Origin of the sequence: Thermococcus sp., assembly GCF_015521605.1 — an archaeon.
Classification (GTDB): domain Archaea; phylum Methanobacteriota_B; class Thermococci; order Thermococcales; family Thermococcaceae; genus Thermococcus.
The window spans coordinates 1-23,041 of the sequence record NZ_WANV01000020.1; the positions used below are offsets into that span (position 1 = coordinate 1).

Sequence of the window (23,041 nt, forward strand, 5' to 3'; positions counted from 1 at the left end):
ATCCTGTCCGGGGTGGGGGCACTCGTCGTGATGGCCATGAAAAAGGCGGGTGTCCTCCACAAACGATAACCTAATAAAAGAACCTTGCAAAGTTCCCCAGGTGGTGAGAAGATGGCCATAAGAGTGTACAACACCCTGACAAAGCAGAAGGAGGAGTTCAGGCCTTTGAGAGACGGAGAGGTCAGGATGTACGTCTGTGGGCCCACTGTTTACGATTACACCCACATCGGCCACGCGAGGACATACATAGCCTTTGACGTTATCCGGAGATACCTGGAGCACCGCGGTTATACTGTCCTCATGGTCATGAACTTCACTGACATAGACGACAAGATAATCCGGAGGGCCAACGAGACCGGCGAAGACCCTAAGGAGCTCGCCGAGAAGTTCCTGAGGTACTTCCTGGAGGACATGGAGGCACTGAAGGTCAAGCCGGCCGACATCTATCCCCGCGTCACCGAGCACATCCAGGACATCATAGATTTCGTGAAGAAGCTCCAGGAGAAGGGGTACGCCTACGAGGGGAGCGATGGGGTCTACTTCGAGGTTCAGAAGTTCAAGGACTATGGAAAGCTCAGCGGGGTAAAACTTGAGGAGCTCAGGAAAGGGGCGCGCGTTGAGCCGGGCGAGGGCAAGAAGAACCCGGAGGACTTTGCCCTCTGGAAGAAGGCGAAACCGGGAGAGCCGAAGTGGGAAAGCCCCTGGGGCGAGGGAAGGCCCGGCTGGCACATAGAGTGCTCCACGATGAGCACGAGGTACCTCGGTGAGAGCTTCGACATCCACGGCGGCGGGAACGACCTCATCTTCCCGCACCACGAGAACGAGATTGCCCAAACCGAAGCCTGCACCGGCCAGCAGTGGGTCAGGTACTGGCTCCACACCGGGTTCCTGATGGTGAACGGAGAGAAGATGAGCAAGAGCCTCGGAAACTTCATCACGATAAGGGAAGCCCTGAAACGCTACGACCCCGAGGTCATAAGGCTCTTCGTCCTCCAGAGGCACTACAGATCGCCGCTCGACTACACGGAAGAGGGCATGGAGCACGCCAAGAACAACCTGGAGAGGCTATACAACACCCTTGAAAACATCCGTGTGGCTATGGAGAGGGCGGAGCTTTCCTTCAAGTGGGGCCAGGAAGAGTTCGAGGCCTACGAGGCCATTAGGAGCGCGAGAGAGAAGTTCTATGAAGCCATGGACGACGACTTCAACACAGCTGAAGCCATGAAGGCCGTCTTTGAGGTCAGCAGTGCCGTGAACAGGTACCTCAGCAGGGTCGAGAGACCGAAGGAGAGTATCCTCCATAAGGCGATGGAGTTCTTCAGGATAGTCAGCGAGGTCTTCGGCATCTTCGAGGACTACTTCAGGGAGCAGAGGGCTGGCGAGGAGGAGGCGCTCATCGAGCTGCTCATAGAAGTTCGCGCCCAGCTCAGGAAGGAGAAGAACTTCGCCCTGGCAGACAAGATAAGGGCGGAGCTCAGAGAAATGGGCATCCAGCTCGAAGACACGCCCCAAGGAACGATATGGAAGAGGGTTAAGGTCTGATTTCTCCACTTTCTTTTGCCATATTTAAGTCAAAGCTCCGAGCGTAACGCTTAAATATAACCTTCCCCTTGCTCCGTTAAGGGAAATACAATGAAGAAGTTTCCGGCTTATCTCGCTTCTTGGGACGACATAGAAAGGTGGGCAAAGGAAGGCGCTTGGAAGGTTCTGGAGGACGGATGGAGGCCGGACGTTATACTAGGCCTCGCAAGGGGCGGCTGGGTTGCGGCGAGGCTCTACTGCGACTACCTGGGAGTCAAAGACCTCGTCAGCCTCAAGGTCGAGCACTGGGGCGTCACGGCAACTCCTGACGGAAAGGCCAGGCTCAAGTACGGCAGCAGCTACGACCTGAGTGGAAAGAGGGTTCTCATAGTTGACGACATCAGCGACACCGGTGAGAGCCTAACGCTCGCAAAGAACTACGTCGAGGGTCAGAAGCCCGCCGAGATACGGGTCGCAACACTGCTTACCATAAAGGGCTCCCGCTTCAAGCCGGACTACTACGGCGAGGAAATCGACTGGGCGTGGATAGTCTTCCCCTGGAACTTCGTTGAGGACATGATAAACCTCGTCAGCAATCTCTTCGAGGAGAAGGAGGCTCTCACCACAGATGAAATCATCGAGCTGTTCAAGGAACTCCATGGAATGGAAGTCCCGAAGGGCAAGCTTGAGGAAGCCCTCCGTATGGCCGAGCGCAGGAAGGTTTTTAAGTTCCGGGAGGGAGCGTGGCGCAAAGCCCCATGAAGCCCGGGAAGTGGTAGTTTGAATAAGGATAAAAAGGTCGAAGAAATCCGGAGTCACAGTGTTTACGCCCGGGAAATCTACGACATGCACAGCGAAAGCATAGACAGGGTTCTCGAAGACTATGATGACCTCAAAGAGGACTACCTGAACGACCACTCACGCGCCAGAATTGTGAGGATAGTCTTCAACGAGGACAACGGCCTTCCACTGGCGATAGAGTTCAACAGGAAGGACGACAGCTTCAAGGGGTTCACCATAGCCATCGGCAAACCCCACATCAAGAGCAACGGAAATGGAAAAGAAGAAGACTCCCCTCATGGGGACGCCAGCGGCTGAACGTAGAAGCCCATTTCTATTCCCTTTTCACTCCATATTTCGTAGCTGCTGAGGTAGTAGGTTGGGTTCAGGAACAGGGCAGTTAGAGTTCTGTTCTCCCCTGCTATCCAGACAATGTAGTTCTCCGGGTTGTGAGGGTTCCTGATGGCAATAATAACGGCGGCCCCGTTAACGTCTCCAAGTTCTCCCCTGACAACGGGGTCGGTTTCGTTACCCGTGAGCACAAAAGAGGCTGTTTCCCAGCCGGGGTCTTTTTCCAGAACCCATGAACCGGCCTCCGACTTTACAAAACGGAGCGGGAAGTAATTTTCCATGTCCATGACGAGGGAATTGGCCACGGGGCCACCGACCAGGACGAGGTTGGATTCCATGTCCTCCGGCGTGACATTCGCGTCGGCCTTGACCACGATCTCAACGCTCCCGTTCCACTGCGAGTAGAACACCCGAAGGTTATCTGCGATCAGCTCGGCGGTTTTTCTATCGCTTTCAGTGCCCGAGGGATCAGGGTTTTGGGTTCCATAGACCACAACGACCCTGCTCGTCACAGCACCCCTGTCGAATGCTCCCAGAGGCGTCACCGGAACCCTCTCTTGGTAAAGGGATTCAGACATTTCTGGGGGCACCCTCTCCCTAAGCTCGGTTAGCATATCATCAACGTATTCACTCACCGGGACGTTCTCTTCCAAGCTAAGCGCCGCGTACTTGCGGTATACATCCACCATATCCCCTATCCAGAACTCTCCCCAGCCGCGCTGCATCCACATCGCGAGGGCAGCGTAGTCAGGATCAACGCTTGCAAGGGAAAAGTCCATCCAGCCGTCCGCGAAACCCTCGTATACCATCATGGTATCCCACCAGAAGTGTATGTCGTAGGTGGCCAGGTACGGCATGTTCTTTTCAATAGTGTCCTCCAGGTAGCGCAGGGAGTAAGTGTCCCTGTAGTTCCCGTAGAGACCGGGCAGGGTTATGTCGTGACCGAGCTCGTGGTACACGAAGCCCAGGTAGACGAGCTGGTCCAGTCCGGTGTTGTTCACGTAGTCCCTGTTGAGCGGCAGTCCAAACATGGTGTCCCTCGCGGTCTTGTAGCTCCAGGGGGTTCTCTGCGGGTCGCGTCTCACAAGGGGCACCATCCCCCCAGCACCGTATATCTGAGTCCCGTTCCTCACAGGGTTAAAGTTGTGGCCGTGTATCGCCACAAGGTACGGGTGCTTAAATTCGAAGCGCACGCTGGAAACGTCGATGTAGCGCCCCATGAACTCATCTGGAGGGAGCAGTTTAAGGGCATCTTTATACACGTTGAGGTCTTCTGCGTAGTAGTCCTCATGCTGCATGTAGAACTCCATGAAGTTGCTCTTTTCTGCGAAGTCCCTGAGAACCTCAAGGTACTCAGCCGTCCAGGGGTCGTAGAACCCGGCCCACTGCCGCAACTCCGGAGGCTCGGTGCAATGAAGCAGGTCAGCTTCGATGGTGTACAGCATACGGTCCCTGTCCGATATCGTGGTGGCGTTCTGGAGGTGCTTCCTCAGCATAGCGACTGCCGGGTGGTTTCTGTACGGCCTGAACCACGCGTCCACCTCATCAAGGTAGCTCCCCCTGTCGATTACAAACGGGTCGTTCCTGCCGAACGCTAGATAATAGACGATGCTCAGCAGTTCCGAGTTTGGGTTGATCTCCACTGAGACGTGGGGGCTTATCTCATACGCCCTCACCAGGGCAGTTGAGGCAGTTATCGATGCCGCCACGGCGATGACAATTATCAACACAGCCAGTCTCTTCATGACAACACCCGATAGTATTTAATGAACACACTTTTTAAGTGTTTTGAGGGCGGCAGGTTTTAAAACCGGCACGTGAAATGGATTAGGGTGACCGAAAATGAGGGCGAGGACACCGGCAACGGTTATGCTCATCATGATGTTCGCCGGCATGATTATGCCGTTCTCGTGGGGCTCTTCCGGGAGACCGTTAATCGTGACCAGCATAGCACCCCTTGCCGCGATAGTCCAGGATGCCTTCGGCAACTCCGTGGATGTGGTCTATATAATTCCTCCCGGGGCGGACCCGCATGAGTACCAGCTCACGGCGAGTCAGATAGAACTCCTTCGGAAGGCGGACGTGATAGTAACAACGGGCGGCCATCTTCCGGTTGAGAAACGGATAGATGAGCTGAAGAAGGAGGGCACGATAAGCGGGGAGGTTCTGTTCATTGACGACTACAAGCGGGAGGGCTTTCGCTATCTCCCCGAGCACTGGTACGGCAACAAGGACAACCCCCACGGCATCTGGCTAGACCCGACCAACGCCCTGGCCATAGCAAGGGCCACGGAAAAGGCGCTTGAAAGAACCGATGGGGACAACGCCAACGTTTACCGGGCGGAGTATGAGAGCTTTGAGAACCGGGTGATGACTGTGGTCCGCTCCTATAAGGCCCTCGTCGGGGGTGAAAAAAGTGCCGTGATCCAGATGCCCGCGGATCAGTACGCAATAGAGTGGCTTGGAATCAAGGCGATAGCGTCCATAAAACCCGAGGAAGAGGTTCCCGCGATGGGGGTGGACGAACTCGTTTCGGCGGCACTCAAATCCGACGTTATAGTCTATGCTGCGGATAGCCCGGATCAGCTGAAGGAAGCCGCAAGGGAGCTCTCGGCCAAGAGCGGGAAGCCCTCCGCGGAGATAACCGTTTTCTGGAGCGAGAGGCCTTACACGGAGATACTAATCGAAAACAGCGCCGCGGTTGTCAGGGCCCTTGGAGGAAAGGCACCTGAAAGAGAGCCCGTGGCGGAAACGGACGTGACGAGGTACGTTGCCATCTCCCTTGTGGTCGGAATCGTTCTGGGGACTGCCCTCGGTGTCGTCATCAAGAAATGATGCCCTTCTCGTTTCTTTAAACAAAAGAGTGGAAAAGGGAAAAGGTCACTCCCTCTTGTAGGGCCTTCCGTCCCACTTCGGCGGCCTGGCTTTTCCGATGATTCCTGCAACTATTACGAGGGTCATTATGTAGGGCAGCATGAGGATGAACTGCCCGGGTATTATGTGGAGCGGTGCCAGCCACGCCGCCAGTGCGTCGAAGAAACCAAACAGCCAGCCGCCGAGGAGGGCAACGAGGGGGTTCCAGCCGCTGAAGACCATGTTGGCGAGTGCTATGAATCCCCTGCCAGCGGACATGGTCTTCTGAACAACCCCAAGCCAGGCAACGCTCATATAGGCTCCTCCGAGACCGGCCAGGGCGTGTCCATAGACCGTTGACCAGAACCTGTACTTTTCGACGTTGATACCAAGTGCATCCGCGGCCTCCGGGTTTTCACCGACGGAGCGGACGCGGAGACCGAGGGGAGTCTTGAAGAGCACCCACCAGGTTATTACCGCTATTGCTATGGTAACGAAAATCATCGGGCTTATCTTGCCGTACTTGGTGTTCCAGCTCCAGAGAGTAACAGCGACCTGGTGCTGACCGGCGGTTCCCCAGTAGGCGAGTATGCCGAAGGGGACGACGCCCATGGCGAGAAGGTTGATGCCTATACCTGGAATGACGTGGTCACCCTTGAGGTAGACCGTGAGAACTCCGTGCAGTATTCCGAAGATCATCCCCGTGACAATGCCTCCTATGAGCCCCATGACTCCGCTACCGGTGACTTCTGCCACTATGGCACCAAAGAACGCACTCATTAGGAGGACTCCCTCATAGCCGATGCTGACCACGCCTGCCCTCTCGCTCCAGACGGCACCAACGCTCGTTAGCACTATGGGCACCATGGCCATGAGGGAGGTAATCAGGATGGAGAGTATTGATCCTAGGTCCATCAGGCCTCCCCCCTCCTAAAAGCCTTCTTGATGAGGTCATAAAGTCCCGGTATCGCAACCGTGATAACTATGATGCCCTGTATGACTTTGATAATCTCCAGGGGCACCTGTGCCCCAATCTGCATCATTGGGGTTCCTGCGCGGAGCATTCCAAAGAATATTGCCGCAAAGATTATGCCCAGGGGGTGGTTTCTGCCAACGAGGGCGACGCCTATTCCGTCGAAACCAAGGCCATACACGTTGGCCATTCCCTGGCTTATGGCGTACGTCGGCGGCTCGCCCATGATCTTCATGGCACCACCAAGACCGCTCATGATTCCGCCTATAACAAAGGACCATATTATCGCTTTGTTCGGGTTAACACCACCGTATCTTGCCGCTTTTGGGTTAATTCCACTTGCCCTCATGCCAAACCCAAAGACTGTGTGCCAGAGGAGGTAGTACGTCAGGACTGAGGCGATGACTGCAATTATGAAAGCTATTGAGAGGTCAGTGTTCCCTATCAGGGGGAGCCTGGCACTCTCCGGTATCCTTATGGTCTTGTTGGGGTCGTTGGGGTTGGCGTAGGGACCGACGACGAGCCAGAGGACGAAGAACCACGCTATCCAGTTGAGCATGATGGTGGATATAACCTCGTGGACACCGCGGTAGACCTTAAGGAAGGCCGCGGGGAGGCTCCAGAGCGCACCGAGGAGCATGCCCATTGCCAGTCCGAACCACATGTTGCCCCATATGTTGGTGAAGATGACTGCCGCTATCGCGCCGAAGTAGAAGGAACCTTCTGCACCTATGTTAAATATTCCAGTCCTGGCGCTTATGGCGAATGTAAGTGCAGTGAGCATTATCGGGGTGGAGTACGCGAGGGTGCTGGCTATACCGTTGGTTGAGCCGAGGGCACCCTTAAAGAGCCAGTAGTAGGTTTCAACCGGACTGTAACCGAAGGTCAAGAGCACTATGGCTCCCAGGAGGAAGCCGACGAAGATGGCTATGAGGCTCTCGATGAGAGCTTTGAAGTTGAAGAACTTAAGGACATCACTTTTTGAGCTCTTCATAGCGTATTCCCCCCATCATCATTCCTATCTCCTCTGTGGTGATCTCCTCAGGCTTCACAACGCCCATGAACTCGCCCTCGTAGATTATTCCCATCCTGTCGCTGAGCTGCACGACCTCATCGAGGTCGGCTGAGACGAGAAGGACCGCCTTGCCCTCGTTTCTCAGCTTGATCAGGTAGTTTCTGATGTACTCTGTTGAGGCCACATCAACACCCCTGGTGGGCTGGGCGGCTATTATCAAGACGGGCTGCTTGCTGACCTCCCTCGCCACGATGAGCTTCTGCTGGTTTCCTCCGCTGAGGCTTTTGACAGGGGCGTCCACTCCCGGAGCGGATATTTCGAATTGCTCGATGAGCCCCATCGTGTGCTTCTTTGCCTTGCCCCAGTCTATGGTACCCTTCCAGCGCTGGAATTCCTTTCTCCACTGAAGTCCGAGTATGGCGTTCTCGGTAACGGTCATGTCAAGGATCAAACCCATGTGAGTCCTGTCTTCCGGGATGTGCGCCATCCCTGCATCGTAAAGCTCCTTTGGAGGCCTTCCGGTGATGTCCTGGCCGTTTAATAGTACCTCTCCCTTTTCGGGCTTTCTAAGTCCGGTGATGGCTTCTATGAGTTCCGTCTGCCCATTTCCTTCGACCCCGGCTATTCCGAATATTTCGCCGGCCCTCACCTCAAAGGACAGGCCTTTAACGGCATCCTCTCCCCTGTCACCCTTGACCCACAGGTTCTTGATCTCAAGTATAGGCTCTCCGGGTTCTTTCGGCGGCTTCTGTATTCTGAGAACCACGTCCCTTCCAACCATCATCCTGGCCAGCAGCTGGGGGGTTGCCTCGCTCGTGTTGACTGTTCCAATGACTTCACCCTTCCTGATGACCGTAACGCGGTCGGTGAGCTCCATGACCTCGTTGAGCTTGTGGCTGATGAAGATTATCGTCTTGCCCTCGGCCTTTAACTTCTTGAGGACGGCAAAGAGCTCCTCGACCTCAATGGGTGTCAGCACTGCCGTTGGCTCGTCGAGTATGAGAACGTCAACGTCTCTGAAGAGCATCTTGAGTATCTCAATTCTCTGCTGGACTCCAACGGGGAGTTCCTCCACCGGAACATCGAGGGGCACTTTAAAGTTTAGATCCTCCATAAGCCTCTGGAGCTTTTCGCGGGCGGCATCAACATCTATCTTCGAAAACATTCCGTGCCCTTCCATTCCAAGGATTATGTTGTGAAGAGCATCAAAAACCTCAACGAGGGTGAAGTGCTGGTGAACCATACCGATGCCGTTTGCGAGGGCATCGGCCGGACTCTTAAAGCGGGTCTCCTTACCGCGGACGTAGATTTTACCCGCGGTCGGGTGGAGCATTCCAAAGAGAATTTTCATGAGGGTCGTCTTTCCGGCGCCGTTCTCACCCAGGAGGCCGAGTATCTCGCCCTGATATACAGTTAGATCAACACCCTTGAGAGCCCTTGTGCCGTCGGGATACACCTTCACTATTCCCTTCATCTCTAGTATTGGAGTCTCTCCCATGCAAGCACCCCCGGAAATTTAAAGAATCTACGCACAAAATTTGGCAGGTAAAAAAATAAGATTTAAAGAAAATCACTTGGCAAGCTGCATCATTTCCTGCCAGGTCTTGGCATTCCTTATGGCCTCGATCTCGTCCTTGTTGAACGCCTTCGGAACCTTGATCTCACCGCTGATTATCTTCTGCTTGAGCTCGTCGACTGCCTGCCATATCCAGTCCGGAACCTGCTTCCTGGTGTCCTCAAGGTACTTCCTGAGCTCATCCTTGTTGGTGAATCCAAGCTCCTTAAGCTTCTGCTGCTGGGTGTCCTCCGGGAGGGAGTCGAACATGGCCATGACGTCGTCAACGGTGCTGACGCCGACACCGTTCTCCTTGAGGCCGAGCTCGACGACACCGCCCTTGAAGTTGCCCTCAACGGCGTCCTTGACGGCGGTGTAAACACCGACGTCAACGCGCTTCATCATGCTGGCAATGATCGCTCCGGGCTTGATCCAGTCCTGGGCTGAGTCAACACCGACGGCGAAGGGCGGGCCCATCTTCTGGTTGTGGGCCTTGAGGTACTCCTCAACGGCCTGGAACACACCGACACCGGTTCCGCCGGCGACCTGGTAGATGACCCAGGCGCCCTGGTCAAGCTGGGCCTTGGCGGCCTGGTAGCCCTTGGCGGGGTCGGTGAAGGTTCCGGTGTACTGGTAGAGAACGTCTATCTTAACGTCCTTTCCGGTCTTCTGCTTGTAGTAGTCCTCGGCCCAGGCAACACCGAAGCGGTAGCCGCCCTCGAACTTGTAGAGAACAGGTATCTCCATTCCAAGGACGATTCCAACCTTGTCCTTACCGCTCTCGGCGGCAATGAGAGCAGAGAGAGCGCCTATGAGTGCGGAGCCCTCGTTCTCCTTGAAGAGTATCATCATGACGTTGTCGGGCATCTCCGGGTCAAAACCGTCGATGATTGCAAAGTGCTGGTTCGGATACTCCGCGGCGACCTTCTTGACAGCGTCGGTCATCATGAAACCAACCGCGATTATAACGAGATAGTCCCCCTGCTGGGCCAGGGTTTCAAGGTTCTTGACGTAGTCGTCCTCCGTGTTGCTCTGAAGCTCAACGAGCTCAAGGTTGAAGTCCTCGGATGCCTTCTTGGCACCAAGGTATGCCATGTCGTTGAAGCTCAGGTCACCCCTTCCACCGACATCATAGACGATGGCAATCTTGCCCTTGGTCTGTGTGGATGTTTCTCCTCCTCCGGAAGAGATACAGCCACTGGCCACGACGCTTATGGCCAAGAGGCCGATTAAAAACAGGCTTAACCACTTCCTCATCTGAGACCCTCCGCGAGTTTTGCAGATGTATATAGGCGGCGAAAATATATACTTTGCGGTGCCCACAAAACCGAAAACACGGGAAAGAATTTTAACCTCGGAGTAAAAGTTTTTTGTGATGACCATGCTGAAGAAAATAGCTGAACTGGATTCGGGGGTCATTTTAATCACCGGTGACGGGAAGAGACTTGCGAGGATATACCTGAACGCATGGACAAAGGGAGGAAGGCGCATACTTGCCGAGTACCTGCCATTCCAGGTCGATGGCGATACATACATCGGCTCACCCTTTGAGAGCGACGACTTTGAAGTCTATCTCATCGTCAATCCCCTTTCGCGCTCAAAGGCCGAGAGGGAGAAGTTAAAAGAGTGGCTCGCTTCGCATAGGGACAGACTCGTCCTGCTCTACGAGCGCAAGTACGTGAAGGACTCAATAACCCGCTATGGAATAAGGAGATTCATCGATTATCTAATAGCCTACAAGAGGGAAACAGTTGGCTTCGAAAGGGTGGACGTCATGCGGCTGGAAGATGGAAGGGTGGCTGAAAGTAAAACCTACGTGAGGAGGTACTGAATTTATAAATGGTGACTCCGAGCCAACTCCGCCCGATGACGAGCGGTTTCGGGTCTGAAGTGTGATGACACCAGCTATCGCCGAGGGCATTCATAATTATTATATATGCATAAGTCCCTCGCTCATAGGGTGGTAAAAAATGCTGGGAAAACTCAAGGAGAAGTTAGGATCATTCGTGGACAAGGTCTCACAGACTGAAATAAGTGAGAAGGACGTGGAAAATGCGCTCTGGGATCTGGAAATAGAGCTTCTTGAGGCGGATGTTGCCCTTGAAACCGTCGAGGAGCTCAAGGAGAGGATAAAAGAGAAGCTCGTCGGCCAGAAGGTCAAGATTGGAACTAACAAAAAGGCACTGGTTGAAGAGGCCGTCCGTGAAGCCGTGCTTGAGGTTCTAACACCCGAGAGGAGGATAGACCTTCTTGAGATGATCAGGTCAAAGGAGGAGAAGCCCTTCGTTATAGCCTTCGTGGGCTTCAACGGTTCCGGTAAGACAACGACCATAGCCAAGCTCGCCCACTGGCTCAAGAAGAACGGTTTGAGCGTTGTCATAGCCGCCAGCGACACCTTTAGAGCCGGGGCGATCGAGCAGGTCGAAGAGCACGCAAAGCGCGTTGGTGTCAAGGTCATAAAGCACTCCTACGGTGCCGACCCAGCGGCCGTTGCCTACGACGCTATCCAGCACGCTAAAGCAAGGGGTCTCGATGTGGTTCTCATAGACACCGCGGGAAGGAACGAGCTGAACAGAAACCTCATGGATGAGATGAAGAAGATAGCCCGAGTAACCAAACCCGACCTGGTGATATTCGTCGGCGATAGTTTGGCCGGGAACTCCGTCGTCGAGCAGGCGAAGCAGTTCAATGAGGCGGTGAAGATCGACGGGGTAATCCTCACGAAGCTGGACGCGGATGCGAGAGGAGGGGCGGCGCTCAGCATAAGCCACGCGATAGGCGCGCCGATACTCTTCGTCGGCGTCGGCCAGGGCTACGACGACCTCAAGCCCTTCGACGAGAGGTGGTTCGTGGAGAGGATTTTTGGGGAGGCTTAGAATAGCCTCTGTATCTCTTCCAAATTTACACTGGCGGTCATGTCGATGTTTATCGGCGTCACGCTGACCTTCCTCTCGACCTTGAGGGCGTAGGCGTCGGTTCCGGGCTCGAACTTCTCGCACTTCCTTCCGACTATCCAGTAGTACGGATGTCCCCGAGGGTCGATGCGCTCCTCTATGGTCGGACGGTACCTCCTCCTGGCGAGCCTTGTCACCACTATCTCCGTCTCCGGCGTGGCGTCTCTGGGCACGTTCACGTTGAGCATGTCAACGCCCTTTGGAAAGCCCCTCTCAAGAACTGCCTTGGCTATCCTCCTCAGAAAATGCGATGCAACGGAGAAGTCTATCCCCTCCCCCTCACTGAGAGTCTTTCTCCAGTCAACTTCAAGGCTCACTGCTATGCTCGGGATACCGTGCGTGGCAGTTTCAATAGCCGCCGATGCTGTCCCGGAAACTGTTATCTCGGTGCTGAGGTTCTCACCGAGGTTTATCCCGCTTATAGCGAGGTCGAAGTCTGTGAAACGCGCGAGGGCGAAGATTACACAGTCCACGGGCATTCCATCGAGACCGTAGGCAACCTCTGCGCCGGGGACGTCAATGAGCTTGGCCCTGAGAGGGCGGTGAAGGGTCATTGCCCTGCCACTGGCACTCCTCTGGAAGAGGGGGGCAACGACGTAAACCTCTCCGAGGTCTTTCACGGCCTCAACTGCGGCACGGATGCCCTTGGAATAAATTCCATCGTCGTTCGTGATGAGTATCCGTGGCATGATAAGAACCTCAACCTCACCTTTAAAAACCCTAACTCCCAGCCGGGTTCAGGTGAGAGGATGAGCTACTGGACGAGTGAGGACAACGTGGCCGGAAGACCGGGGACGGCGCTGTTTATCATACTCCCGACCATCGGGTGCTACCGCTTTAGGATAAACGAAGCCTGCTACATGTGCGCATACCCCACCGCCGCACCGAAGGTCAGGTGGAGCCAGGAGGCGATAGTTGACTACGTCCGCGAGGCACTCAAGAAGATCGAGGGTAAGAAGGGGCCCTTCGCCGTCAGAATGTTCACCTCGGGCTCGTTCCTGGACAACGGCGAGCTTAAGCCCGAGACGAGGCGGCAGATCTTCGAAATCCTCGCTGAGAGAGAAAACGTTAAAGAAATCGTCATAGAGAGCAGGAGCGAACTCGTCCGCTACGATGCAGTGAAGGAGCTGGCAGAGATAGTCCCTGACAAGCACTTCGAGGTTGCCATAGGCCTTGAAACTGCCAACGATGATATAGCGGACGTTTCAATAAACAAGGGCAACACCTTCGCGGACTTCGTGAAGGCCGCTGAGATAACCCACGAAGCCGGAGCAAAGGTCAAGGCGTACCTCCTGCTCAAGCCAATCTTTCTCTCCGAGCGCGACGGCATAAATGACGTCAAGGAGAGCATAATAAAGGCCGAACCCTACACCGACACCTTCTCGATAAACATCACGGACATCCAGAAGGGGACGCTCTACGAGAGGCTCTGGGAGAGGAAGGAGTACCGGCCCCCGTGGCTCTGGAGCGCGGTTGAAGTGCTCATCTGGGCAAAGAAGAGGTTTCCGGACAAGAGGATACTCAGCGACCCCGTCGGGGCCGGTTCAAAGCGCGGCCCACACAACTGCCTCACAGACTACGACCGGGTTATAGGAAGGGCGATAAAGAAGTTCTCGGCAACGCAGGATTTGAGCCACATCGAGAGACTCAAGTCCGAGTGCCGCGAGAGGTGGGAGTACATAGTCGAGAGCGGCCTCCTCGACTGGCAACTGGTGACGTGGTGAAGGTATTTCGTTTTTGAAAGAACTTTCATGTTTTCTTTTCGTGGGGCTTATAACGTCTCTCGTGATTCTTTGATGCCCATTTATGAGCCCCCACGAAACCTTTAAATGTTGACAAACGTAAACGGGGTTAGCAAATCGCGGGTGATGCTTATGGCGGATGTCGAAGGGAAAACCGTGGTTGAAAGGTCGGACTACCTCGTTACCGGCAAGGCCGAGGGCGTCGTTGAAATTGATGTGGACACCTTTCTGTGCAAGGGCTGTGGTATCTGCCTTGAAATGTGCCCGAGGAAGGTCTTTGAATGGAGCAAGGAGCTGAGCGAGAAGGGTGTCCACTACCCAGTCCCGGTTCACGCCGAGAAGTGTGTCAAGTGCAAGCTCTGTGAGCTGCTCTGCCCGGATTTCGCGATAGCGGTAAGGTGGTGACTCATGATCATCCGTGGTGACGAGCCTGAACAGCTCAGGCTCCTGAGGAAGCTCTACAAGCCGGGCAACTACTTCATGCAGGGCAACGAGGCGGTTGCCTATGGTGCCATCTTCGCGGGCTGCCGCTTCTACGCGGGCTATCCGATAACACCATCGAGCGAGATCGCCGAGACCATGGCACGGGAGCTGCCGAAGCTTGGAGGTTATTACCTCCAGATGGAGGACGAGATTGGAAGTATAGCGGCCATGATAGGTGCCTCGTGGACCGGCCTCAAGGTGATGACGGCGACCGCCGGCCCGGGCTTCAGCCTCATGCAGGAAAACCTCGGATACGCTGTCATGACCGAGACCCCGCTCGTTCTGGTCGACGTCCAGAGGAGCGGCCCCTCAACAGGACAGGCCACTAAGGGGGCGCAGGGTGACTTCTTCCAGGCGAGGTGGGGAACTCACGGAGACCATCCGATAGTTGCCGTTTCTCCCACAAGCGGGCAGGATGCTTTCTGGGAAACCATAAGGGCGTTCAACATTTCCGAGAGGCTGAGAACCCCTGTGGTGGTGCTCTTCGATGGAGTCCTCGCCCACACGAGGGAGCAGATAAAGATTCCCGACGTTTCCGAGGTCGAGATAACCTACCGCAAGCTTCCGGAGAACGAGGAAGAGGCAAAGCTTCCCTTCGGCGACCCCCACGGCGACGGCGTCCCGCCGATGCCTCTCTTCGGTCACGGCTACTTCACCCACGTCACCGGTTCGACCCACAAGGAAACCGGCCTGAGGGACGTTTACACGCCAGAGGTCCACGACAGGCTCGTGAGGAGAATCCACAGAAAGATAGAGAAGAACCGCGGGGTTTACGAGAAGTATGAAGAGCACTTCACCGAGGATGCTGAGATACTCGTCGTCAGCTGGGGCGTAACTGCCAGACCCGCACTGGGGGCTGTTCTTAAGGCCAGGGAAGAGGGAATAAACGTCGGACTCTTCGTGCCGAAGACCGTCCATCCGTTCCCGGGCGAGAGGATGCGCGAGCTGGCTAGGAGGGCACGGGCGGTACTCGTCGCCGAGATGAACCTCGGGCAGATGATAATAGAGGTCGAGCGCTACGTTAACGACGACGTCCTCCTCAAGGGCGTGAACAAGATCGGCGGCGTGCCTCTGACCGTTGAGGAAATCCTCCACGAGATAAGGGGTGTTGCCTGATGGCAAAGAAGATATACTCCACGTATCCGATGGTTAAGTACCTCCGTAAGGAGGCCCTTCCCACCGCACTCTGTCCCGGCTGCGGTGGTGGAACGGTTCTCAACGCCTTTGCCAACGCCGTTGATCAGCTCAGAATAGACCCGAAGGACCTGGTTGTCGTCAGCGGGATAGGCTGTTCCGCCTGGATAGCATCGCCGTACTTTTTAGCAGACACACTCCACACGACCCACGGGAGGGCGATAGCCTTCGCCACCGGCGTCAAGGTTGGACTGCCTGATAAGAAGGTCGTCGTCATAAGCGGCGATGGCGATTTGGCCAGCATAGGCGGAAACCACCTGCTCCACGCCGCGAGGAGGAACATCGACATAACGGTCATCCTCGTGAACAACTTCATCTACGGAATGACCGGTGGTCAGGTCGCACCGACGACTCCCTTCGGGGCGAAGACCACGACCAGCCCATACAGGAACATAGAGCACCCGCTCCAGATTTCGGAGACCGTTGCCGCCGCCGGGGCGAGCTACGTTGCCAGGTGGACAACGGCGCACGTCTACCAGCTCATAGAGAGCATAAAGAAAGCCCTCCAGGTCAGGGGCTTCTCCCTCGTCGAGGTTATCTCGCAGTGTCCCGTCCAGTACGGAAGGAGGAACAGGATGAAGGAACCGGCCGAGATGCTCCGCTGGTTCTTGAAGAACTCGATACCCGTCAGCAAGGCGAAGAACATGAGCCCGGAGGAACTGGAAGGAAAGTTCGTCATAGGGGAGATAGCAAACAGAACCAGACCGGAGTTCACCACGGAGCTTAACAAGCTCATTGATGAAGTCCAGGAGCACTTCGGCCTTAAGGGGGAGTGAGAGCCATGCAGATTAGGTTCGCCGGCATAGGCGGTCAGGGGGTTGTGCTCGCAGGTGTCATACTCGGCGAGGCTGCCGCCATAGAGGGGCTGAACGTCCTCCAGACCCAGGACTACAGCTCGGCCAGCAGGGGCGGCCACTCGATAGCCGACGTCATAATATCGAAGGAGCCGATTTACGACGTCATAGTCACCGAGGCGGACGTTCTCGTCGCACTCGCCCAGCTCGGCTACGACACCGTGAAGGATGAGCTCAGGGAGGACGGGCTGCTGATTATAGACACAGACCTCGTCAAGCCCGATAGGGACTACGTCGGTGCTCCCTTCACGAGGCTCGCCGAGGAGAGCACCGGCCTGGCACTCACAGTCAATATGGTCGCCCTCGGCTACCTCGTGGCAAAGACCGGAGTCGTAAAGAGGGAAAGCGTCGAGGAGGCCATAAGGAGAAGGGTTCCCAAGGGGACGGAGGAGATAAACATCAAAGCTTTCCGGGTTGGTTATGAGGAGGGATGCAGATGAGATACCCCTTTCCGGTTGGTAAGAGCGACTTCATTCAGGGCGATGAGGCAATAGCGAGGGCGGCAATTTTGGCCGGCTGCAGGTTCTACGCAGGTTACCCCATCACACCCGCGAGCGAGATATTCGAGGCGATGGCGCTCTACATGCCGCTGGTCGATGGCGTAAGCATACAGATGGAGGACGAGCTGGCGAGCATGGCGGCCATAATAGGTGCATCATGGGCGGGTGCAAAGGCGATGACTGCAACGAGCGGCCCGGGCTTCAGCCTCATGATGGAAAACCTCGGCTACGCGATAATGACGGAAACCCCGGTTGTTGTTGTTGACGTCCAGCGCGGGGGGCCGAGCACCGGCCAGCCGACGCTTGCCGCCCAGGGCGACATAATGCAGGCCATCTGGGGAACGCACGGCGACCATTCGCTTGTAGTTCTCAGTCCCTCAACCGTTCAGGAGGCCTTTGACTTCACCATAAGGGCCTTCAACCTTGCCGAGAAGTACAGGACTCCTGTGGTTCTTCTCACCGACGCCGAGATAGCCCACATGCGCGAGCGCGTTTACATTCCCCAGCCCGGGGAGATAGAAATTATAGACCGCAAGCTGCCGGCCGGCGAGGAGGAGGCCAAGTACCCCTTCGGGGACATACACGGCGACGGCGTTCCGCCCATGCCTATATTCGGAAAGGGTTACCGCACCTACGTCACGGGCCTCACCCACGACGAACGCGGAAGACCCAGGACGGTCGATGCGGAAGTCCACGAGAAGCTCGTGAGGAGGATAATCGAGAAGCTGGAGCGCAACAAGGCCGACATAATAACCTACAACACCTTCGAGCTCGACGACGCTGAAATAGCAATAATCAGCACGGGCATAGTCTCGCGCTCCGCCGTCAGAGCGGTGAAGATACTCAGGGACAGGGGAGTCAAGGCAGGCATGCTCAAGCTCAACACGATATGGCCCTTCGACTTTGACATGATCGAAGAGCTCGCAGAGCGCGTGAGGAAAATATACGTCCCGGAGATGAACCTCGGACAGCTCTACCACCTCGTCAAGGAAGGTGCCAACGGAAAAGCTGAGGTCGAGCTGATAGCGAAGATAGGCGGCGAGGTTCACACTCCGATGGAGATAGTCGAGAGGGTGGTGGGCTGAATGTACCTGAAGTCCGCTTACGAGATTCGCGACAAGTACCTGAGAAAGGACATGCTCCCGACGATATTCTGTCCGGGCTGTGGAATAGGGTCGGCACTCCAGTACACGCTCCGCGCGATAGATGACCTCGGCCTCAACCCGGACGAGATAGTCTGGGTCAGTGGAATAGGCTGTTCCTCCCGTGTGCCAGGCTTCGTCAACTTCGACGGCCTCCACACGACCCATGGAAGGGCTCTGGCCTTTGCAACGGGCATAAAACTCGCCAACCCTAACCTAAAGATAATCGCCTTCATGGGCGACGGCGATGCCGCGGCAATAGGCGGAAACCACTTCATTCACGCCATCAGGAGAAACCTCGACGTTACCGTCATCCTCATCAACAACTTCACCTACGGAATGACCGGAGGACAGGTTGCACCGACTGCCTTGAAGGGTCTGCGCGGGACAACCGCCCCCTACGGCCAGTTTGAGAACCCCTTTGACATAGCTGACCTGGCCGTCTCAGCCGGAGCCAACTACGTCGCCAGATGGAGCGTCTTCAACTACCTGCAGGGCATCAACAGCATCAAAAAGGCACTCCAGAAGGAGGGCTTCACGCTCGTCGAGTTCCTCTCCCCGTGCCCGATCAGCTTCGGAAGGAGGAACCGGATGAAGACCGCCCCGGAGCTGCTCCGCTGGTACCAGAAGATAACCGTTCCTCTGACAAAGGCCAAGAAGATGCCTCCGGAGGAGCTGGAGGGCAAGATAGTCATCGGTGAGTTCGTGGACAGGGACAGGCCCGGCCTCGTCAGGGAGTACGAGGCCTACAAGAAGCGCGCCAAGAAGATGATGGGGTGGGAAGAATGAGGAGGGAGATACTCTTCAGCGGCTTCGGCGGCCAGGGAGTTATACTCGCCAGCGTTATCCTTGGAAGGGCCGCTGCGGTTTACGAGAACCTCTACGCAGTGCAGACGCAGGCCTATGGACCGGAATCAAGGGGAGGGGCGAGCAAGGCCGAGGTCGTCATCAGCGACGAGCCCATAGACTACCCCAAGACCCTCAGGCCTGACTGTGCGGTCTTCTTCTCCCAGGAGGCCTACAACAAGTACCTTCACACGGTTAAGGAGGGCGCCAGGATAATAGTCGAGGAGGATCTAGTCCCCCACAGGGATTTCGAGTTTGAGGAGAAGCTTGAGGTGCTCTCGCTTCCTCTCACGGAGATAGCGGAGGAAACCACCGGCCTCAGCCTTACCATGAACATCCTCACCCTGGGAATCCTCACCGCGTGGACGGAGGTTGTGAGCAGAGAGGCTATAGAAAAAGCCGTTTTGGACGCTGTGCCTAAGGGGACTGAGGAGATAAACCTGAGAGCGCTCCGCAAGGGCTTTGAGCTCGGGGAGAAAGCCAAAAAAGGCGAGCTCTGAGTTTGTCTATTTTTCTCCCATTTCCCAAAAACTTATCAATCCGCATTTCTATCTTCCATTATGCTCATCAACGAGACCAAGGGCAGGGTCTGGCACGGGCCCGTCAGGATGGCGGATACTTTCTTTAAGCGCTTCAGGGGGTTAATGCTGGTCAGGAACATCAACTACGCCCTGGTCTTTGTCCTGCCTGCTGAAACAAAGGCCAACGCCTCAATCCACATGTTCTTCATGCTGGACGATATAGACGTCATCTGGCTTGACTCATCAAGGAGGGTCGTTGACTTCAGAACCGCCAAGAAGTGGCGGCTCTACACCCCAAAAAAAGCGGCAAAGTACATAATCGAAGGGCCCGTTGGGATAACGGGAGTTCTTGAGGTCGAAGACGGCGACCTGATAAACTGGCTCCCAACCAAGGAAATGGAGAAGGCAGTCCCCGTAAAGTCCCTCCTACCAGGAAAAATCGACCTGAACGGCTCTAAAAACGGCGTTGCCATGGTGGAAAGTGTAGGGGGAGTGAGGGCGGATCTGCCCCACGCAGGGGACGGCTAAAGATTAGAGAGGATTTTCTTCAGGAACGGGACGTCTTCTTTTAGTGTTTTCCACACGACACGGAGATCAACGCCGAAGTAGGCGTGTATCAGCTTGTCCCTCATCCTCGCCATTTCCTTCCACGGGACTTCAGGATGCTCTTTCTTAAAGTCCTCCGGAATGGCCTTTGCCGCTTCCCCGATTATCTCAAGTGCCCTGATGACTGCAAACTGGGTTTTTCTGTCCTTAGAGAAGTCCTCAAAGTCCATGCCATAAGTAAACTCCTCTATGGACGCAATGGCGTCCAGTATATCTTTCAGGTAATCCTCATGGGTTCGCTTCATACGTAGATGACCTCCCTCCTGACGTGCTCCCCAATCTTAGGCTTGAGGGCGGATTTCATGACGAGGTCAACCTTGATACCTAGGAGATCCTCAAGGTATTCCTCAAGCTCGATGAACTTCAGCAGAGAAGGGACCTCGTGGAAGTCCACTAGGATGTCTACATCACTCTTCTCGGTCGCCTCACCGCGGACGTAGGAGCCGAAGACCCCTATCTCTTTAACCCCAAACCTCTCCTCAAGCTCCCCCCGGTGGGCTTTCAAGATGGTTTCGATCTCCTCAAGGGTCAGCATAGGCATCATCTAATGTTGATCCACACTCCCAAAAAAGTTTTCTTTTGTGATGCACCCCTGTCAAGCCTGAGAGCGCTCACAAAAATTCCCGCGAGAATAATTCTCAGAAGAATTTTTCAGAACTCAAACTCAACCCCGTTCTCCTCGCCCTCCCAGAGCCTCAGGCGGTGGAGCTTGACCCCTTCTGGGAGCCTTTTCTCCACCTCCCGGGCTATCCAGAGGGCGATGTTCTCCGTCGTTGGGTTCTCAAAGAGGGCGTTGAGGTTCCTGTGGTCGAGCTTGTTGATAACCTCCTCAACGATCGCCCTCAGCTGGAGGAAGTCGATGACGTAGCCGTCCCTCAGCGGGCCCTCAACGGCAACCTCAAGCCAAAAGGTGTGCCCGTGGATCTCCTCAGGTCTACCGTCTATGATGACCGCATGGGCGGCCTCGAACTTGAACCTCTCGACGACGCGGGATTTCATCTTTCACACCGAAAACCAAATCAGTCCCAACATCTTAAACCTTTGGGGTGGTGCCTGTGGGCTGCGGAATGGCCATCGATGCCAACCGCGTTATAGCCGGTGGGGTTCTCGTCTTTGTCGAGCCAGAGGTCTTCAAAAAGTTCCTTGAGCTGAAGGAGAAACCCCTCGTGATAGTCGGCGAGACCGGTGGCTTCAAGAAGGTGAAGGTTACGATGACGACCCACGACGGGGCTGTGATAATAACGCGCGGTGAAGTGGAGCTGCCCGAAAACGCGATAATTGTGAGGGCAAAGGAGCTCTCGCTGGGGAAGTGAGGGATTGGGCAGTATGCACGATTTCCCAACAGAAAGCATTTTAGAGAGTTGCGCGTATTCTCTCCCAATGTCCTCGGCCGCCATCGTTCATGGAATTAGATGGACTGGGGAAGGCCTGAGTACGGTCCAGGCGAGGGAGACCTACCAGCATGTCCACGTGGTGAACCTCCTCAGCGCCGGACAGCGCGGTGGAGGCAAGGCGTACATGGCGCCGGGTGCCACGACGGTTATTAAACTGGCCCCACCGGGCGGAGCTGGCTACATCGACGGCGGAGAGTACCGTCTGGACATCGTGGTGGGCGGAGAGACCGAGTGCATAGAGGATCTGAAGATCTTCGGCGCGGATGCAAAGGACTGCCTGGAACAGACCTGTGACAAGAAACTGGATATACTCAGCAAGCCCTACCTGGAAGTAAAGATAGCCAATAGCGATAAGTGCATGACCGGCATCTCCATGAGCATCAAGGTTTCTCCAAACTACGCAGGACTGTCCCCACTCTACTACGACGTCGGCCTGTATCCGCTGAAGGTGAAGTTCGACCGCCTCGTCCAAGCACTGACTTGCCCTGACTTCCACTTGGACGACCTGAAGGAAGATGTAAAACGATCCGTCCTCGCCGCTGCCCTCGACAACGGCGATCCGTGCAGTCAGAGGAAGTCCATCGGCGGGGAGAAGGGAGAAGCAAGCGGAGAGGTGGGTGGATACTACTGGACCGTTACGGACAGCACGTTCTGCGCCAGGAGCAGTTCCGATGCAACGGAGTGTGCGTTTGAGATAAAGTTTAATGGAAAGGAGCCGAGGGTGTGGGTTGAGGGAACAGAGAATGCCAAGACCATCTGCAGCGACGCGGAGAGCTACGTGAAGGATAAGAAAGAATACCAGCAGTACAACCTGCACCTGATCATCGACGGGGAGGACTGCCTGCCGGACTACGGTGTTGCCCAAAAGACAGAGCTGAGCAGAGCGTTGAAGGGATCAGACGTACCATTAATATTTCTCACGTCCTGTCTTGGAACTTCATACATATGCTACGGCATAACAACTGTCGCGACAGGGGGCATTTCTGCCGCTGTACGGGCAGCAACCGGTGCTGGAACAAGACCGCTTATAGAATGCGGCTTGGGCACATTAGCAACAACGCTTGCGACATATATGAGCCCAGGCTTTGAGAGCCCACAGTACTACCCCGCAATCCCGGCCCTTGCACTCGGCGGCACTGCAATATACAAGTACCGAAACCTTGCGCAAGACATGGCAGTGTACAGGCTAGCCAAGGACGCTCTTAAAACACCACATGGGACGGAAGGAGTCGAAATACTGACAGGTAAAACCGCAGATAAAATCCTAGGGTCTATCGGAGATGACTCGGGAAAGCTAATGGAGTACAAGAAGCAAATAAAATCAGGATTAGAGGAGCTGAAGAAAATCGCAAAAGCTGTGGGAGACGACGACCTCGCGAGAAACGTAGATGACGCAATAAAAGAAATTGATGATGTAAAAGACGTCGAAGATCTAAGGGCGGCTTTGAAAAATATCGACATTGTGTTAAACCCCACTAAAATATCTCATTTGCAGAAGCTCATCAAAGAAAACCTCGAAAACCTTAAGAAGAATCCAAGTGCGATCTGCAGCCACGTCGGCATGATAGCTGCCGCCGCCAGCACGTCGCTATACGTGTTGAGCCAAGCGGAAGATGTAGATTACCTGAACGTCGCAGTAAAGCCAGAGCAGATAGCCACGATCACAATAGACAGACCAGCACTGCCAAATGAAGCATGCATCTCCGTGAACGGAGCAGAGTGCCCGTGGATGAGATGAAAGGATATAAACCACGAAG

Annotated in this window: 26 protein-coding genes; 17 read left to right on the forward strand and 9 right to left on the reverse strand. The window is 55.3% G+C overall.

Translation table 11 applies throughout. The features are described from left to right. The first annotated feature begins 111 nt into the window (after positions 1-111). The 3 genes from cysS (at position 112) to F7C11_RS03980 (ending at position 2,619) form a co-directional block, all read left to right on the forward strand. Positions 112-1,542 carry a cysteine--tRNA ligase gene (gene cysS, locus F7C11_RS03970; protein ID WP_297091193.1) on the forward strand — a complete coding sequence of 477 codons (1,431 nt, stop codon included), beginning with the start codon at positions 112-114 and terminating at the stop codon, positions 1,540-1,542. Positions 1,543-1,632: 90 nt separating this feature from the next. Next, positions 1,633-2,283 (forward strand): phosphoribosyltransferase, encoded by a 651-nt coding sequence (locus F7C11_RS03975; protein ID WP_297091195.1) that lies wholly within the window; start codon positions 1,633-1,635, stop codon positions 2,281-2,283. Positions 2,284-2,301: 18 nt separating this feature from the next. Continuing rightward, positions 2,302-2,619 carry a hypothetical protein gene (locus tag F7C11_RS03980; RefSeq protein ID WP_297091197.1) on the forward strand — a complete coding sequence of 106 codons (318 nt, stop codon included), beginning with the start codon at positions 2,302-2,304 and terminating at the stop codon, positions 2,617-2,619. Here the strand turns inward: F7C11_RS03980 and F7C11_RS03985 are convergent. After that, on the reverse strand, positions 2,598-4,397 hold the full coding sequence (locus tag F7C11_RS03985) for a DUF4932 domain-containing protein (RefSeq protein ID WP_297091200.1): 1,800 nt from the start codon (positions 4,395-4,397) through the stop codon (positions 2,598-2,600). The genes F7C11_RS03980 and F7C11_RS03985 overlap by 22 nt on opposite strands. A gap of 97 nt (positions 4,398-4,494) precedes the next feature. Between F7C11_RS03985 and F7C11_RS03990 the strand changes: the two genes are divergently transcribed. After that, entirely contained in the window at positions 4,495-5,487 is a 993-nt protein-coding gene (locus F7C11_RS03990; protein ID WP_297091201.1) for a metal ABC transporter solute-binding protein, Zn/Mn family, read from the forward strand. Positions 5,488-5,532: 45 nt separating this feature from the next. Here the strand turns inward: F7C11_RS03990 and F7C11_RS03995 are convergent, their stop codons facing one another. From F7C11_RS03995 to F7C11_RS04010, 4 genes are all read right to left on the reverse strand, one after another. Continuing rightward, complete coding sequence (locus F7C11_RS03995; RefSeq protein WP_297091203.1) at positions 5,533-6,420, reverse strand: ABC transporter permease; 888 nt, start codon at positions 6,418-6,420, stop codon at positions 5,533-5,535. After that, positions 6,420-7,472 (reverse strand): ABC transporter permease, encoded by a 1,053-nt coding sequence (locus F7C11_RS04000; RefSeq protein WP_297091205.1) that lies wholly within the window; start codon positions 7,470-7,472, stop codon positions 6,420-6,422. Before F7C11_RS04000 ends, F7C11_RS03995 begins: the two co-directional genes overlap by 1 nt. Beyond that, on the reverse strand, positions 7,453-8,991 hold the full coding sequence (locus F7C11_RS04005) for an ABC transporter ATP-binding protein (protein WP_297091207.1): 1,539 nt from the start codon (positions 8,989-8,991) through the stop codon (positions 7,453-7,455). Before F7C11_RS04005 ends, F7C11_RS04000 begins: the two co-directional genes overlap by 20 nt. A 72-nt stretch (positions 8,992-9,063) precedes the next feature. Continuing rightward, entirely contained in the window at positions 9,064-10,305 is a 1,242-nt protein-coding gene (locus F7C11_RS04010; RefSeq protein ID WP_297091209.1) for a BMP family protein, read from the reverse strand. A gap of 124 nt (positions 10,306-10,429) precedes the next feature. Here F7C11_RS04010 and F7C11_RS04015 point away from each other — a divergent pair, with 124 nt between their 5' ends. Both F7C11_RS04015 and ftsY read left to right on the forward strand, forming a co-directional pair. After that, on the forward strand, positions 10,430-10,879 hold the full coding sequence (locus tag F7C11_RS04015) for a hypothetical protein (RefSeq protein WP_297091293.1): 450 nt from the start codon (positions 10,430-10,432) through the stop codon (positions 10,877-10,879). Between the two features lie 139 nt (positions 10,880-11,018). Further along, positions 11,019-11,924, forward strand: coding sequence for a signal recognition particle-docking protein FtsY (ftsY, locus tag F7C11_RS04020; protein ID WP_297091211.1), 906 nt, complete (start codon positions 11,019-11,021; stop codon positions 11,922-11,924). Here the strand turns inward: ftsY and surE are convergent. Beyond that, entirely contained in the window at positions 11,921-12,691 is a 771-nt protein-coding gene (gene surE, locus F7C11_RS04025) for a 5'/3'-nucleotidase SurE (RefSeq protein ID WP_297091214.1), read from the reverse strand. The two genes, ftsY and surE, sit on opposite strands and share 4 nt — an antisense overlap. A gap of 60 nt (positions 12,692-12,751) precedes the next feature. On the opposite strand from surE, the gene F7C11_RS04030 reads away from it, so the two are divergent. From F7C11_RS04030 to F7C11_RS04070, 9 genes are all read left to right on the forward strand, one after another. Continuing rightward, entirely contained in the window at positions 12,752-13,726 is a 975-nt protein-coding gene (locus tag F7C11_RS04030) for an archaeosine biosynthesis radical SAM protein RaSEA (protein WP_297091216.1), read from the forward strand. A gap of 150 nt (positions 13,727-13,876) precedes the next feature. Continuing rightward, positions 13,877-14,149, forward strand: a complete 273-nt coding sequence (locus tag F7C11_RS04035; protein WP_167891252.1) for a 2-oxoglutarate ferredoxin oxidoreductase subunit delta — start codon at positions 13,877-13,879, stop codon at positions 14,147-14,149. 3 nt (positions 14,150-14,152) lie between these two features. Beyond that, positions 14,153-15,343 (forward strand): 2-oxoacid:acceptor oxidoreductase subunit alpha, encoded by a 1,191-nt coding sequence (locus F7C11_RS04040; RefSeq protein WP_297091217.1) that lies wholly within the window; start codon positions 14,153-14,155, stop codon positions 15,341-15,343. After that, the gene (locus F7C11_RS04045; RefSeq protein ID WP_297091219.1) at positions 15,343-16,197 is read left to right on the forward strand and encodes a 2-oxoacid:ferredoxin oxidoreductase subunit beta; all 855 of its coding nucleotides are present in this window, start codon (positions 15,343-15,345) and stop codon (positions 16,195-16,197) included. The genes F7C11_RS04040 and F7C11_RS04045 overlap by 1 nt, the downstream gene beginning before the upstream one ends. A gap of 5 nt (positions 16,198-16,202) precedes the next feature. Further along, on the forward strand, positions 16,203-16,715 hold the full coding sequence (locus F7C11_RS04050; protein WP_297091221.1) for a 2-oxoacid:ferredoxin oxidoreductase subunit gamma: 513 nt from the start codon (positions 16,203-16,205) through the stop codon (positions 16,713-16,715). Continuing rightward, on the forward strand, positions 16,712-17,860 hold the full coding sequence (locus tag F7C11_RS04055) for a 2-oxoacid:acceptor oxidoreductase subunit alpha (protein WP_297091297.1): 1,149 nt from the start codon (positions 16,712-16,714) through the stop codon (positions 17,858-17,860). The genes F7C11_RS04050 and F7C11_RS04055 overlap by 4 nt, the downstream gene beginning before the upstream one ends. Further along, on the forward strand, positions 17,861-18,706 hold the full coding sequence (locus F7C11_RS04060) for a 2-oxoacid:ferredoxin oxidoreductase subunit beta (protein WP_297091223.1): 846 nt from the start codon (positions 17,861-17,863) through the stop codon (positions 18,704-18,706). It abuts the gene before it with no gap. Further along, entirely contained in the window at positions 18,703-19,263 is a 561-nt protein-coding gene (locus F7C11_RS04065) for a 2-oxoacid:ferredoxin oxidoreductase subunit gamma (RefSeq protein WP_297091225.1), read from the forward strand. Before F7C11_RS04060 ends, F7C11_RS04065 begins: the two co-directional genes overlap by 4 nt. Positions 19,264-19,323: 60 nt before the next feature. Next, positions 19,324-19,812 (forward strand): DUF192 domain-containing protein, encoded by a 489-nt coding sequence (locus tag F7C11_RS04070; protein WP_297091226.1) that lies wholly within the window; start codon positions 19,324-19,326, stop codon positions 19,810-19,812. Here F7C11_RS04070 and F7C11_RS04075 read toward each other — a convergent pair. From F7C11_RS04075 to F7C11_RS04085, 3 genes are all read right to left on the reverse strand, one after another. Next, complete coding sequence (locus F7C11_RS04075; protein WP_297091227.1) at positions 19,809-20,135, reverse strand: DUF86 domain-containing protein; 327 nt, start codon at positions 20,133-20,135, stop codon at positions 19,809-19,811. The two genes, F7C11_RS04070 and F7C11_RS04075, sit on opposite strands and share 4 nt — an antisense overlap. After that, the gene (gene mntA / locus F7C11_RS04080) at positions 20,132-20,431 is read right to left on the reverse strand and encodes a type VII toxin-antitoxin system antitoxin protein adenylyltransferase MntA (RefSeq protein ID WP_297091228.1); all 300 of its coding nucleotides are present in this window, start codon (positions 20,429-20,431) and stop codon (positions 20,132-20,134) included. The genes F7C11_RS04075 and mntA overlap by 4 nt, the downstream gene beginning before the upstream one ends. Positions 20,432-20,541: 110 nt before the next feature. Next, positions 20,542-20,889 carry a 6-carboxytetrahydropterin synthase gene (locus F7C11_RS04085; RefSeq protein WP_297091229.1) on the reverse strand — a complete coding sequence of 116 codons (348 nt, stop codon included), beginning with the start codon at positions 20,887-20,889 and terminating at the stop codon, positions 20,542-20,544. A gap of 50 nt (positions 20,890-20,939) precedes the next feature. Here F7C11_RS04085 and F7C11_RS04090 point away from each other — a divergent pair, with 50 nt between their 5' ends. Together F7C11_RS04090 and F7C11_RS04095 are read left to right on the forward strand one after the other, a co-directional pair. Then, entirely contained in the window at positions 20,940-21,203 is a 264-nt protein-coding gene (locus F7C11_RS04090; RefSeq protein WP_297091230.1) for a hypothetical protein, read from the forward strand. Positions 21,204-21,270: 67 nt separating this feature from the next. Further along, positions 21,271-23,022 carry a hypothetical protein gene (locus tag F7C11_RS04095; protein WP_297091231.1) on the forward strand — a complete coding sequence of 584 codons (1,752 nt, stop codon included), beginning with the start codon at positions 21,271-21,273 and terminating at the stop codon, positions 23,020-23,022. Positions 23,023-23,041: the final 19 nt, after the last annotated feature.

What these genes read in the sequence shown, in the direction of transcription:
- cysS (WP_297091193.1), top strand. Translation starts at nt 112, where the DNA reads ATGGCCATAAGAGTGTACAACACCCTGACAAAGCAGAAGGAGGAGTTC.
- F7C11_RS03975 (WP_297091195.1), top strand. Translation starts at nt 1,633, where the DNA reads ATGAAGAAGTTTCCGGCTTATCTCGCTTCTTGGGACGACATAGAAAGG.
- F7C11_RS03985 (WP_297091200.1), bottom strand. Translation starts at nt 4,397, where the DNA reads ATGAAGAGACTGGCTGTGTTGATAATTGTCATCGCCGTGGCGGCATCG.
- F7C11_RS03990 (WP_297091201.1), top strand. Translation starts at nt 4,495, where the DNA reads ATGAGGGCGAGGACACCGGCAACGGTTATGCTCATCATGATGTTCGCC.
- F7C11_RS03995 (WP_297091203.1), bottom strand. Translation starts at nt 6,420, where the DNA reads ATGGACCTAGGATCAATACTCTCCATCCTGATTACCTCCCTCATGGCC.
- F7C11_RS04000 (WP_297091205.1), bottom strand. Translation starts at nt 7,472, where the DNA reads ATGAAGAGCTCAAAAAGTGATGTCCTTAAGTTCTTCAACTTCAAAGCT.
- F7C11_RS04005 (WP_297091207.1), bottom strand. Translation starts at nt 8,991, where the DNA reads ATGGGAGAGACTCCAATACTAGAGATGAAGGGAATAGTGAAGGTGTAT.
- F7C11_RS04010 (WP_297091209.1), bottom strand. Translation starts at nt 10,305, where the DNA reads ATGAGGAAGTGGTTAAGCCTGTTTTTAATCGGCCTCTTGGCCATAAGC.
- F7C11_RS04015 (WP_297091293.1), top strand. Translation starts at nt 10,430, where the DNA reads ATGCTGAAGAAAATAGCTGAACTGGATTCGGGGGTCATTTTAATCACC.
- ftsY (WP_297091211.1), top strand. Translation starts at nt 11,019, where the DNA reads ATGCTGGGAAAACTCAAGGAGAAGTTAGGATCATTCGTGGACAAGGTC.
- surE (WP_297091214.1), bottom strand. Translation starts at nt 12,691, where the DNA reads ATGCCACGGATACTCATCACGAACGACGATGGAATTTATTCCAAGGGC.
- F7C11_RS04030 (WP_297091216.1), top strand. Translation starts at nt 12,752, where the DNA reads ATGAGCTACTGGACGAGTGAGGACAACGTGGCCGGAAGACCGGGGACG.
- F7C11_RS04035 (WP_167891252.1), top strand. Translation starts at nt 13,877, where the DNA reads ATGGCGGATGTCGAAGGGAAAACCGTGGTTGAAAGGTCGGACTACCTC.
- F7C11_RS04040 (WP_297091217.1), top strand. Translation starts at nt 14,153, where the DNA reads ATGATCATCCGTGGTGACGAGCCTGAACAGCTCAGGCTCCTGAGGAAG.
- F7C11_RS04045 (WP_297091219.1), top strand. Translation starts at nt 15,343, where the DNA reads ATGGCAAAGAAGATATACTCCACGTATCCGATGGTTAAGTACCTCCGT.
- F7C11_RS04050 (WP_297091221.1), top strand. Translation starts at nt 16,203, where the DNA reads ATGCAGATTAGGTTCGCCGGCATAGGCGGTCAGGGGGTTGTGCTCGCA.
- F7C11_RS04055 (WP_297091297.1), top strand. Translation starts at nt 16,712, where the DNA reads ATGAGATACCCCTTTCCGGTTGGTAAGAGCGACTTCATTCAGGGCGAT.
- F7C11_RS04060 (WP_297091223.1), top strand. Translation starts at nt 17,861, where the DNA reads ATGTACCTGAAGTCCGCTTACGAGATTCGCGACAAGTACCTGAGAAAG.
- F7C11_RS04065 (WP_297091225.1), top strand. Translation starts at nt 18,703, where the DNA reads ATGAGGAGGGAGATACTCTTCAGCGGCTTCGGCGGCCAGGGAGTTATA.
- F7C11_RS04070 (WP_297091226.1), top strand. Translation starts at nt 19,324, where the DNA reads ATGCTCATCAACGAGACCAAGGGCAGGGTCTGGCACGGGCCCGTCAGG.
- F7C11_RS04075 (WP_297091227.1), bottom strand. Translation starts at nt 20,135, where the DNA reads ATGAAGCGAACCCATGAGGATTACCTGAAAGATATACTGGACGCCATT.
- mntA (WP_297091228.1), bottom strand. Translation starts at nt 20,431, where the DNA reads ATGCCTATGCTGACCCTTGAGGAGATCGAAACCATCTTGAAAGCCCAC.
- F7C11_RS04085 (WP_297091229.1), bottom strand. Translation starts at nt 20,889, where the DNA reads ATGAAATCCCGCGTCGTCGAGAGGTTCAAGTTCGAGGCCGCCCATGCG.
- F7C11_RS04095 (WP_297091231.1), top strand. Translation starts at nt 21,271, where the DNA reads ATGTCCTCGGCCGCCATCGTTCATGGAATTAGATGGACTGGGGAAGGC.